General features: G+C 71.6%; 10 protein-coding genes and 1 pseudogene. 3 read left to right on the top strand and 8 right to left on the bottom strand.

The window, feature by feature from the left end:
* Positions 1–263 precede the first annotated feature (263 nt).
* The 7 genes from FMEAI12_RS36465 to FMEAI12_RS02320 all read right to left on the bottom strand — a co-directional run bounded on the left by FMEAI12_RS36465 (position 264) and on the right by FMEAI12_RS02320 (position 7,757).
* Positions 264–416, bottom strand: coding sequence for a hypothetical protein (locus FMEAI12_RS36465; RefSeq protein WP_160144226.1), 153 nt, complete (start codon positions 414–416; stop codon positions 264–266).
* 6 nt (positions 417–422) lie between these two features.
* The gene (locus FMEAI12_RS02345; protein WP_112104812.1) at positions 423–1,613 is read right to left on the bottom strand and encodes a hypothetical protein; all 1,191 of its coding nucleotides are present in this window, start codon (positions 1,611–1,613) and stop codon (positions 423–425) included.
* A 212-nt stretch (positions 1,614–1,825) separates the two neighbouring features.
* Positions 1,826–2,737 carry a TetR/AcrR family transcriptional regulator gene (locus FMEAI12_RS02340; protein ID WP_112104811.1) on the bottom strand — a complete coding sequence of 304 codons (912 nt, stop codon included), beginning with the start codon at positions 2,735–2,737 and terminating at the stop codon, positions 1,826–1,828.
* A 92-nt stretch (positions 2,738–2,829) separates the two neighbouring features.
* Entirely contained in the window at positions 2,830–3,423 is a 594-nt protein-coding gene (locus FMEAI12_RS02335; protein ID WP_235013611.1) for a TetR family transcriptional regulator, read from the bottom strand.
* Positions 3,424–3,553: 130 nt separating this feature from the next.
* Positions 3,554–5,221: a CocE/NonD family hydrolase gene (locus FMEAI12_RS02330; RefSeq protein ID WP_112104809.1), complete on the bottom strand. Its 1,668-nt coding sequence runs from the start codon at positions 5,219–5,221 to the stop codon at positions 3,554–3,556.
* Between the two features lie 140 nt (positions 5,222–5,361).
* The gene (locus FMEAI12_RS02325; protein ID WP_112104808.1) at positions 5,362–7,068 is read right to left on the bottom strand and encodes a hypothetical protein; all 1,707 of its coding nucleotides are present in this window, start codon (positions 7,066–7,068) and stop codon (positions 5,362–5,364) included.
* A 74-nt stretch (positions 7,069–7,142) separates the two neighbouring features.
* Positions 7,143–7,757: a TetR/AcrR family transcriptional regulator gene (locus FMEAI12_RS02320; RefSeq protein WP_020461616.1), complete on the bottom strand. Its 615-nt coding sequence runs from the start codon at positions 7,755–7,757 to the stop codon at positions 7,143–7,145.
* Between the two features lie 101 nt (positions 7,758–7,858).
* On the opposite strand from FMEAI12_RS02320, the gene FMEAI12_RS02315 reads away from it, so the two are divergent.
* From FMEAI12_RS02315 to FMEAI12_RS02305, 3 genes are all read left to right on the top strand, one after another.
* Positions 7,859–8,797: a daunorubicin resistance protein DrrA family ABC transporter ATP-binding protein gene (locus tag FMEAI12_RS02315; RefSeq protein WP_020461615.1), complete on the top strand. Its 939-nt coding sequence runs from the start codon at positions 7,859–7,861 to the stop codon at positions 8,795–8,797.
* Positions 8,797–9,678 (top strand): ABC transporter permease, encoded by an 882-nt coding sequence (locus FMEAI12_RS02310; RefSeq protein WP_112104807.1) that lies wholly within the window; start codon positions 8,797–8,799, stop codon positions 9,676–9,678. Before FMEAI12_RS02315 ends, FMEAI12_RS02310 begins: the two co-directional genes overlap by 1 nt.
* 72 nt (positions 9,679–9,750) lie before the next feature.
* Positions 9,751–10,524 carry a Clp protease N-terminal domain-containing protein gene (locus tag FMEAI12_RS02305; protein WP_112104806.1) on the top strand — a complete coding sequence of 258 codons (774 nt, stop codon included), beginning with the start codon at positions 9,751–9,753 and terminating at the stop codon, positions 10,522–10,524.
* Between the two features lie 48 nt (positions 10,525–10,572).
* Here FMEAI12_RS02305 and FMEAI12_RS02300 read toward each other — a convergent pair.
* Positions 10,573–11,647: pseudogene (locus FMEAI12_RS02300) on the bottom strand (serine/threonine protein kinase); the annotation flags it as partial.

Raw genomic sequence — 11,647 nt, 5'->3', positions numbered from 1 at the left:
CGGACAGTCGTGTGGATTTCGCGGACAGCCGCGGCCGCGAACCAGCCGCGACCGGCGGCGAGCTGACGACAGCTGCCATGCTCTACCTCACACCGTGTCGGCGGGCCGGTCGGAGGCGACGTCGGCGTTAGGGATATTTTTCTAAGGATTGGCTGCCCGGGACCAGCGAGCCGCAAACATGCAACGCCGACAGGCCGACAGATCAAGACAACGAAGCCCGATTTCGATATTTTTCCAGAATTTCTCGACGCCACGTGCCAAGCTCACTCGCAGCACCGCGAGGTGGCCGCCAGGTCGTCGAGGTTGCCGAAGAAGCGGGTACTGGAGGTCTCGGACATCGCCACCTCCGTCGAGCAGAGGACCCCTATGAAACGGCACGTGTCTCCGACCCGCGACGTCGTGACGACGGTGGACACCTGTCGTCAGATCCGCTTCCACCACGCGTCCGCGAAGGTGTCCGGGATGCCGGCCCGGTATTCGAACAGCATCGCCGGACGGCCGCCGACGGTCGCGGCGGCCGGCGGGTGCCCGCCCATCTCACCCTCGGCGAGAACGTGGCGGCGTGCCTTCTCCCAGACTTCGGCACTGGGCACCTGGCCCCAGTCGGCCGCCCAGGCCGGTACCGCCCGGTTGGTGACCATGCGGCGGGCCGCCGTGCTCGCCACGGGGCGCAGCGAGTTCAGGATCTGGACGGGAGGCGTCCGAGGCAGCACGTCCCACATGCTCTTGGCCTCCAGGAGGTGCAGCCTGTCGGGATACCTCGTCCAGATCTGGGCAAGTTTGAGGACCGCCGACATCACGAATGCGTAACTGACTTTTTCGCGGTCTTCCAGGGCGAGCAGCCCGGGGTCGGCGGTGAACCGCTCCGCATACCACGGCAGTGTCAGGAGTGGATGAACTTTCCGGAGGCGCTGCCGGTCGTCCAGGGTGACTCCGGTGCCGATCTCCGCGGCGGCGACCCCGACCGTCGCGTGTTTCGCCGTGCCCTTGACGGTCCCGTCCGTAACACTCCTGATGAGATTACCTGGGTTGAAAATGGTTATCCGGTAGGCACCGGCAGCCCTGCTGGACAGGTGCCCGCCGACGTTCTTTTCGATCGTCGATATCAGGGCCTGCAGGGCGAGTCGTCGTTCTCGCCAGCCGGCCTGGTCGGACAGCTCTGTCGGCGTCGTCCGGAGTTCGATCGTGTATTCACCAAGATCACCCAAAGCCGACACCTGGAGGTCCTTGGTGATCTGGACGAGAACTTCCGGGTCGTCGATTCGGCTCACGACCCCGAACAAGCTCCAGTCGGTCGTCATCAGTTGGATCGTCGCGGGGAGTTCCTCTTCGGTCCCGAGCGACGCCGAGGCGAACGCCGTACGGTAGTGGTTCCGAGCGAAATCCTGTTCGGCACGGTTCGAGACCCGCCGCCGTATCTCCGCCAGGTGATTCCTGGTTGAATTTAAGATCTCACGTACCTTAACCGCCCGCTCTGCGTTGAGGCCGGTCCCCAACGCGTCGATTATGCCTAGCTGCCGGTTCAGCGAATTGAGCGCCTCGACCTCGTCCGGGGTCACGTGGTCGTCGAAGTTCCAGGAGAGTTGGGGCTGCTCCGACGTGGATTCGGTCATCGTCAGGCTCCTCCGGCCGTTCCGTGCCTCGCACGACGGCGGCGCGCGACGGCGGGGTGTCGGGATGGTGGGTCCAGGCAATCTGGACACCGGTCCTGGCGCATGCTGCCCGCTGGCCGGGGGGTGGGGCAGTCGAATGGGAAAAGTCGTGTTGACTTTCCGGGTTCTCCCCTGTTCCAACGTCGACCTCGGCGGTTACCGCCGGCGGGGAATCAGGCCGCGGCGGCGTCTGGTGGCAGGGTGGCGGCGATGCCGGACAGCAGCCAGTCGAGGCCCTGCTCGAAGGCCCGGTCCGCATGCCCGCCCGAGAGCGTGAGCGGTTCGGTCAGCACCTCGGCGAGCGCCGGGTGCTGTCCACTCGCCGCGAGCTGGTGCAGATGCTCGACGACGGCCTGCCAGCGCGGTTCGGCCGGCAGGCCGGGCACCGCGGCTCCCGTGCCACGGTCGCGCTCGTCCCCGCCGCCACCCGCCCGCGCCGGGGCCCGGTCCTGCTCCGCGGCCAGGCGACGCTCAGGGGCCAGGTTCTGGTCTGGGGCCGGGCCGTCGGCGGCGCACGCCTGTTGGCCCTCGCGCTTGCGCGCGGAGACCTCCCCGAGGATGTGCCCGATCACGAACGTGTCCACGGCCCGCAGGATTTCAATCCTGCGGCTGGTCTCCACCCGCAGGCCGGCGAGGGCCTCGAACGACTGCTCGATGTGTCGCACGGCGTTCGGGCCGATGTTTCCGCGTTTCACGACGGACCGCAGCATCCACGTATGGCGCAGGCCCACTTCCCGGCTGCGGGCAGCGATGGCCCGCATCGCCGCCCGCCAGTCCGTGGGCAGCGCCTCGGTCAGGACGGCCTCCCCGGCGACCCGGTCGGTCATGAGGTCGAGCAGGTCGTCCTTGCTCGGGACGTGGGTGTAGAGGCTCATCGGCCGGGCGTCGAGCACGGCCGCGACCCGGCGGATGGAGACCGCGTCGAGCCCTTCGCGGTCGGCGATGTCGATGGCGGCTCCGACGATCGCCGCGCGGGTCAGCCCGGGTCCGGGCGGCGCCGGCGGACTTTCCCACAGCGGGCCGAGTGCCGCACCAGGCCCGGTTCCCCCGCTCGCGGCGCGAGGTTCCGGCTGCCGGTCATCCACCCGTCCAACACTAGCCGCGCGCGGCTTCGATCAGGTGCGACGTGAAACGTCTGCCACGATGACTTCCACTCCTCGGAGCGAGGGATGGCGCATCATTCGCTGGCGCCGGCCCCGCCCAGGACGACGGTGTCGATGACGGTGAGGGCATCGCTGATCGTCGCCGCCAGGTCTCCGCCGAGCAGATACCAGCGGGTCTGTGCGGCGAGGATGATCGCACCCGCGGCGACTGCGAGCATCGCGGGCTCCAGGTCGTCGGGCGCCTTGCCCAGCCGCATGCCAAGGAACTCGGCGAGGACGCCGTTGAACTCCAGGATGCTCACACCGAGCATCACCCGGGTGGCGTAGAGGCTGGCCTCCACGACCTGGACCCACCGGGCGACCTCGGCCGAGTCCTCGGCGGCGACGACGTCCTGGACGGCCTGGCGGACCGAACGCATCGGCGCCTCGTCCGCGGGTCGGGTCGCCAGGGCGGTTGCGACGGCCTGTGCCCGGCGCCGGACGACGGCCCGCAGGACATCGTCCTTGGCTGGGAAGTAGCGGTAGAACGTGCGGACGGAGATCCTCGCGGCGGCCGCGATGTCGTCGACCGTCACCACGTCGAATCCGCGGAGCTCGAACAACTGGAGAGCGGCTGACTCGACGGCCCGGGCCGCGGCTTCCAGCCGGTCGGCCCGGGCCTGTCGCACACTCGGCGATGTCCGGTACGGCCGCTTTGCGCCGTCCCCAGCCACTCGCCCTCCTGCCCGTGCGCCCGTGACGGTGGATCGGACCGTCCACCACCAGGCTAGGCGCCGGGCAGGCCCCACAGGCTCAGGGTCAGGCGACGGTCGGAAGGGTCAGGGTGGAGCCGCCGACGCCGGTGGCGACGGTGACGTCGACCGGGGTCGGATTCTGGGTGAGCATCGTCGAGACGCCGCCGGAGACGCGCACGGCGATGCGGTGGCCGGCCCCGAACTGCCAGTCGTCCGGCCGGATCGGAACGGTGAGGGTGACGGGTGCCCCGGTCGGCACCGGGGTGGGCACGACGCTCGAGATCCGGTGGCTGGCCCGGAGGAAGCCGTTGTTGACCAGCGTCTCGGTACCGTCAGGTCCGACGTCGAGCAGTTCGACGTAGAGGTTGGCGTCCGGGCCGGACAGCCTCGCCCGCAGCGTGAGCGTCGGGCGGCCGAACAGTGCCGTCGGTGCGGTGAGCGCGCTGGTCTGGAAGAGGACGGACCCCCCGGCGGTCGACGGATCCTGCGGCTGGTGGAACGTCCTGGTTCCGGCCGTCGGGCTGGCCGCTCCCAGCGAGCCGTCCGGGTTGAGGGTGAACGCTCGCGTGGTGGTGCCGGTCGGCCGGTAGCCGATGATCTCCCGCCATCCCGCTGAGGTCGTGCCGGGGCTGGCGCCGGCGTAACTGACCAGCGTCGGCCGGGGCGGGATCGGGACGTTGGGAATCCGCATCACCCAGTGGTCGAACCAGGCGAGTGTGATCCCCGGGGAGAGTCCTTCGGAGTTGCAGACCCGCCCGCAGCTCGGATACCGCAGCGGGGCCTGGTGCGGCCACTGGCCGTAGATGGCCCACGTGCGGCCGAGGGCACCTTCGATGTTGGTGAACTGGCCGGAGCGGAAGTACTGGTCGACCCAGCCGCCCATCGCGAAAATCGGGACGTTGATCGCATGATGGCGGCCGACGAACGATCGTGACTGCCAGTAGTCGTCGTAGGTGGGGTGCGCGCGGTTGGCCGCGTACTCGGCCTCGGCGTTGATCGCTCCGCCGCTGATCAGCTGAGCGGTGTCGGGCCAGTTGTCGATGCTGCCGCCCTCTGTGGTCTTGATGCCACCCGGATAGATGACGTCGCTGTAGAGGTCGGCCGGGGACTGCAGCGGGGCGATGGCGACCAGGTGCGGAGGCCGGTTGATGGCGGCGGCGTAGGTCGTGTCACCGCCGTAGCTCTCGCCGGTCATTCCGATCCGGCCGTTCGAGAAGGGCTGGACGGCCAGCCATTCGACCAGGTCGCGGGCATCCTTGCCGTCCTGGGGCGACATGGCGTGCTGCCAGGTGCCCCCTGATCCGCCGGTCCCCCGCAGGTTGCAGACCAGGGCGTTGTAGCCGTGGGTCGCGAAATAGGTGGCCTCGCTGGCGACGTAGCTCGCCCGTAATGCCGTATACGGAGTGAACTCGACGACCAGGCCGGGGAAGGTACCCGCGGCCGGCGCACCGTTGGTCGCCGGCCGGACCAGGGTGCAGCTGAGCGGGGTGCCGTCCCGGGCCGGAACTGTGGTCTCGGTGGAGACGGTCTGATAGGTGGCCGGACGGTCGTAGTTCCACCAGGCCTGTGTGTCCGCCGATAAAGGACGGGCGAGGACGGGCGTGGGCGGGGATGTCGACGGGGCGGCGATACCGGCCGTTGCGGACAAAGCCGATGCGGACAAAGATGCGGCGACCGTCAGAGCGGCGACCGGAGCGAAGCGGCGGATGAACGTTGGCGCACATCTGGCCATGAGGCTCCTTCCCAATCAGACGGCAGATGCTGCCATACAATTTGGAGAAGGTCACGACGGTCCTCAATTCCGCATACCGGATTCGACGGTCAGCATCCTGTTCTGGTCGCCGCTACAGCTGGTATCGACTGCCTCCGTACTCAGGCCGGCGTGGTGCCGGGCAGCCCGGTGACCCGGGGCAGTTCGGCGATCGGGGGCAGCTCGGTCATCCGGGCGAGCAGCCGGGCCAGGAAGAGCGTCTGGCGATGCAGTAGGTCCCGGTCCAGCTTGTCGAGGTTGTCGCCCGGGGTGACCTGCAACAGGTAGGCCGGCCCGGTGATCATCGCGATGGTGGGGATGCCGAGGCGGTAGGCGAAGGTCCCCTCGCCGTAGAGGCCGTCCTGGAACGGCTTCTGGATGCCGGTGCGGGCCAGGTCGCTGTGGCGGACCTCGTCGGTGGCCAGCCGGCGCAGGGTCTCGCTGTTGCCCACCGCGACGGCGACCGGCTCGGTGCGGCCGGTGGCGCGGTAGGGGCCGGTGCCGCCGTCGTCGTCCCAGGCCATGGCGCCGAGGTGTTCGACGGCGAGCGCCATGTCGATCCCCGCCGTGATGTCGGGGTGCTCGCGCAGCCACTCGTCCGGCTTCACGGTCGCCGTCTCGGCGGTCATGTGGCTCGGAGAGAACATGAACAGCAGGTCGCGGCGGCGGGTGGCGGCCGGGAACCGGCTGAAGTACTCGGCGAGCGCGAGCAGCGCCGGGCCGCCGTTCTCCTCGAGCGCGTTCTGCCCGTCGGTGTGGGTGGCGACGAGGACGGTTCGTGGGTCCTGGCGCGGCCCGGCTCCTGGCAGGCGGGCCAGCAGGTAGTCGACGGTGGTGCGGCTCCGGTCGGCGTCCAGGACGAGGGTGGCGCGCACCGGCCCGCGGGCGAGCAGGCCGCGCAGGAGGGCGCCCTGCTCCCGGTCGACCCGCAGCGCCGGGAGGTCGGCGTGCTCCTGCTGGTGTGGGGTGTACTGCCCGGCGGCGAGGGCGGGTGACATGTCGGAGACCTCGATCATGCCGACGGCGCCGTGGGCGCGGGCGGTGGCCAGGCTCGGCGCCGGCGGGATCCCCAGCCAGACCCGGGAGTAGTCCTCCGCCGCGAACTCGGCGCGGGCCTCGGGCGGGTGGACGTCGTACGCCAGGTCGGCGAGCACCGAGGCACGCAGCCGGGCCACCGGGGCGTCGACCAGCACGATCGCCCCGGACGGCGACCCCGCACCCGGGACGCCCGGGGCATCCGGGGCTCCCAGAGCACCCGGGCCGCTCGCGGCGCCCGCCAGGCCGGCGCCGGCGGCCTGGTAGTCGGCTTCGGCGCCGGCGCCCAGGTCGACCAGCGGTCCCTCGACACCGGCCGGGCCGGTCTCCCCCGAGTACGGCCGGTAGTAGGCGACGGGCACCGACCGGGTCGCGCCGGTGGCGTCGGTGACCCGCAGCGACCAGGACCGCGCGAGCCACTGCGACAGCGGGGTCGGATGGCGGGTCACCTCGAGGCCGTAGTCGCGCAGCTGTCGCTCGAGGTCGTCGATGTGGTGCCGGTGCGCCGCCGAGCCGGTGAACCGCGGTCCCACCGCGGTCATCCGCTCGACCCAGCCCCAGAGCGTGTCGACGTCCACCAGGTCGGTGGCGGCGATCGGGCCCGGCGTGCCGGTGGCGAAGGGCCGGGGCGCGGCGGTGGCCGACGGTGCGCCGCCCGGGTCGGGCGCCGGGCCGTCGCAGCCCGCCGCCCCGGTGCCGGCGACCGCGGCGAACCCGCCGGAGGCCGCCAGCCGCAGCGTCGCGTCGAGGAATCCCCGCCGGCTGGCCGGCTGCCGCCCGTCCCGCGTCGTCATGGCCCTGGATCATGGCAGGTGCGCGGCCACCCGTCGCCACCTGACGGCTACCCGCGCGACACGGCGCGGTTCGGTCAGGAGGTGCGGGTCGGCTGCGCGAGGGCGGCGGCCGGGGACATCAGGTCACCGACGGCGGCGCGCAGCATCCGGCCGAGGTCGGCGTCCGGGACGGCGGCGAGCACCTCACCGCCGAGCACGAACCCGCCGGCGATCGCGCCGAGGGCGCACATCAGCCGCACCCGCAGCTCCACCGGGACGTTCTCGTCGGTGAGGATCCGCTGGAACCGCTCCTGCAGGTCGGCGTGGTCGGCGTCGTGGCTGTGGCCGTGCAGCCGTTCGAGCGCACCGTGGTTGCGGATGTGGAACAGGAACAGCGACCGGTTCGCCAGCATGGTGTTGACGACGAGGTCGAGCAGCTGCGGCCAGCGCTCCGGGCGGGCCAGATCCGCCTCGAGATCGTCGAAGCCCGCCCGGCCGAGATCGTGCAGACGCAGGTGCAGGGCGAGCAGGATGTCGTCCTTGCTCGAGAAGTGGTAGTAGAGCGCCGCCTTCGTGAAGTTCATCCGCTCCGCGATCTCGCGCAGCGACACCGCTTCGTACCCGGCGGTGCTGAACAGCTCCAGGGCCACGTCGAGGATCCGTTCCCGGGTGCTCTTCTCCCCTTCGGTGGGCGCGGGCGGTCTGGGCATGATCTCAACCTACTTGACGACCTGACACGATGTTACTTACCTTGCGACAGGTAAGTCAGCTTACCTGCTGGCAGGTAAATATTCGGCGAGACGGAGCCCGGATGGACCAGATCATGATCGAGGCGACGGACCTCGCGAAACGCTACGGCGACACCCAGGCGCTGGCCGGGGTCGACCTGAGCGTCCCCGCGGGAACGATCCTCGGTGTCCTCGGCCCGAACGGGGCGGGCAAGAGCACCGCCGTGCGGATCCTGACGACGCTGGCCCGGCCGGACGCCGGTCACGCCCGCGTCGCCGGCTACGACGTCGTCACCCAGGCCGGCGAGGTCCGCCGACGCATCGGCGTGACCGCGCAGGACGCCACCGTCGACGAGGCGCTGACCGGCCGGCAGAACCTGCGGATGGTCGCCGAGCTCAGCGGCCTGCGCCGCGGCGCGGCCGCCACCCGCGCCGACGAGCTGCTGGAGCGGTTCGAGCTGGCCGGCGCCGCCGACCGCGTGGTGAAGGGCTACTCGGGCGGGATGCGCCGGCGCCTCGACCTCGCCGCCAGCCTGGTCGCCCACCCGGCCGTGCTGTTCCTCGACGAGCCGACCACCGGGCTGGACCCGACGAGCCGGGCGCGGATGTGGGACGTCGTGCGCGACCTCGTCGCGGCCGGCACGACGATCCTGCTGACCACCCAGTACCTGGAGGAGGCCGACGCGCTCGCCGACCGCATCGTGGTGATCGACCACGGCCGGGTCGTCGCCCGCGGCACCGCCGGTGAGCTGAAGGCGGCGACCGGCGGGCACCGGCTGGAGGTCACGCTGAGCGCCCCGCACGACGGCGCACTCCCCGCGTTGGCGCCTCTCGTCGAGGGCCGGGTCGACGTCGACGCGGACGGGCGGCGGCTGCGGGCCGGGGTGCGCAGCGGCTCCGGGGTGGCGACCGAGGTGATCCGGGCCCTCGACGGGGTGGGTGCGCTCGTCGACGACGTCGTCGTGCACGCCCCGTCCCTCGACGACGTCTTCTTCGCGCTCACCGGCCAGGGAGTGTCCTGATGTCCCAGCTCACCGTCACGACCGGCACCCCCACGCCGAGCGCCCCCGCGACGCCCACGACGCCCGCGGCGACCGCGCGGTCGGGCTCGATCGGCCAGGCGGTGCGCGACGTCGTCGTGCTGACCCGCCGCAACCTCGTCCACGTCGCCCGGGAACCTCTGCAACTGTCCGACGTGACCATCCAGCCGGTGCTGTTCACGCTGCTGTTCGTGTACGTGCTCAGCGGCGGCGTGGCCGTCGGAGGCGGGGACTACAAGCAGTTCGCGATCGCCGGGCTGATCTCGCTGAACCTCACGACCGCCTCGATCGGGACGGCGGTCGGCCTGAGCACGGATCTGGGCAGCGGCGCCGTCGACCGGTTCCGCACCCTGCCGATCTGGCGGGCCGCCGTCCTCGTCGGCCGGTCGCTGTCCGACCTGCTCTCCTCACTGGTGTGCATGTCGATCGTCGTGCTCACCGGGCTGGCGATCGGCTGGCGGCCGCACACCTCGCCGGCCCGGTTCGTGGCCGCGCTGGCCGTCCCGCTGCTGTTCAGCTACGCGCTGGCCTGGGCGACGGCCTGCCTGGGCATGATCAGTGAGGGGCCGGAGAGCGCGCAGGGGATCGGGCTGGTGCTGCTGTTCCCACTCGCGTTCGTCTCCAACGCGATGGTGCCCACGGCCGGCATGCCGAGCGCGGTGCGGGCGATCGCCGAATGGAACCCGGTCAGCGCGGTGACGGCGGCCGCGCGGGACCTGTTCGGCAATCCGAACCCCTCGGCCGCCGCGGATGCCTGGCCGATGCAGCACCCGGTGGTCGCCGCCGTGCTCTGGTCGGTGGGGATCGTCGCGGTGTGCGCGCCGCTGGCGGTCGCCCTCTACCGGCGCCGCACGACCGACTAAGCGCAGCCGCAGCCGCAGCCATTCGTCAACTCTAGGTTGACGCTTCGAGGAGCGTCAACCTAGAGTTGACGAATGACGAACCCGAGCCCCGTCCCCATCAGCAACCCCGTCCGCCTCGACGACCTCATCGCGGCGATCAAGAAGGCGCACTCGGACGCCCTCGACCAGCTCACCGACGCCGTCATGGTCGCCGACCACCTCGGCGAGGTGGCCGACCACCTCATCGGCCACTTCGTCGACCAGGCCCGCCGCTCCGGCGCGTCCTGGACGGAGATCGGCGCCAGCATGGGCGTGACGAAGCAGGCCGCCCAGAAGCGCTTCGTACCCAAGGGGCCCGGCGAGCCGTCCAGCCTCGACCCGTCACAGGGGTTCGGCCGCTACACCCCGCGGGCCCGCAACAGCATCGTCGCCGCCCAGAACGAGACCCGGGCGGCGGGCAACGCCGAGATCACCCCCGGCCACCTGATCCTCGGTCTGCTCGCCGACCCGGAGGGCCTCGGCCCGGCCGCCATCGCCGCCCAGGGTGTCTCCCTCGACGCCGTCCGCCAGGCGGTGACCGCGGCCCTGCCCCCGCGGGTGGACGACCTTCCCGCTCTGATCCCGTTCGACGGGCCGTCCAAGAAGGCCCTGGAGCTCACCTTCCGGGAGGCGCTGCGGCTGGGGCACAACTACGTCGGCACCGAACACATCCTGCTGGCGCTGCTGGAGCTGGAGGACGGCACCGGCCCGCTCACCGCCCTGGGGATCAGCAAGACCGCGGCCGAGACCTACCTCGCCGAGGTCCTCTCCCTGATCACCGCCGGGCGCGCCACCGGCGGCCAGGACTCCGGCGTGTCCCCGTCCTGACCTGGCGACGGCCCGGGGCCTCGCGCTCTCACGCTCGCGGCGCCACGGTCACTCGTGAATCGTGGTGATGATCCCGTCGAGGCCGACCCGTCGGATGGTCGTGCCGGTCTCGTTCACGTACAGGACGCCCGCGGCGTCGACCGTGATGCGGCGGGGAAACCAGAGCCGGGCCTTCGCGGCGGGGCCGCCGTCGCCGTCCGAGCCGAGCTCGCCGGTGCCGGCGACGGTGGTGATGGTCCCGCCGGGGTCGACCCGCCGCACCCGGTTGCCGAGGGACTCGACGACGTACAGACCGCCCGCCGGGTCGAACGCGAGGACAGAGGCATCGACGGACAGGCTCAGGGCGGCGGCGGTCGCCGGGCCGCCGTCCCCGCTGTCGCCCTCCCGGCCGCCGCCGGCCAGGGTGCGCACGGCGCCGTCCGGGCCGAGTACCTGGATCCGGTCGGCGGAGTAGTCGGCGATGTAGACCTGTCCGTCGCGTACCTCCAGGTCACCGATGTTGGCCGCGACGACGGGCACGTCCTCCTCGCCCTCCGGGGGCGCCTCGGTGGATCCCGGCTCCTGCGTGCGGGCGACGACGTGCAGGATGCCGTCGCGGTCGACCCGGTAGATCCGGCCCGCGCCGTAGAGGTAGAGGTCGCCGTCCGTGTCGACGGCTATCGGGCCTGAGATGAAGGAGAGCGAGACCTCGGTTGCCGGCTCGCCCTCCCGGGCGAGGCGCGTCCCGCCACCCACCACCGTCGTGATCACCCCGTCGCGGCCGATCCTCCTGATCTTGCCGTTCGAGTCCTCGCCGAGATAGACGGTGCCGGCGCCGTCGACCGCGACGGCGTCGAGCCCACGCAGGCGTGCCTGGACGGCGGGGCCACCGTCACCGTCCGACCCCTGCGCACCGGTGCCCGCGACGACGGACACCTTCCCGTCCAAACCCAGCCGCAACAGCCGGGTGCCGCCGTCCTCGACGACGTAGAAACCGCCGGACGGCGCGGCGGCCCAGGCGGCGATGCTGTCGATCGTCGCGGGCGCGGGAGTCCGCGGCGGGGCGGTCGGGGTGACGGGGACGGCGACCTGGTCGTCGGAGCCCGCACCGCCGCCGACGAGCACGACCACTCCGGTGACGGCC

This window comes from Parafrankia sp. Ea1.12, assembly GCF_900465275.1.
Lineage (GTDB): Bacteria > Actinomycetota > Actinomycetes > Frankiales > Frankiaceae > Parafrankia > Parafrankia soli.
The sequence above is the reverse complement of the archived record's forward strand: the minus strand, read 5'-3'. Positions and strand labels throughout refer to the sequence as shown.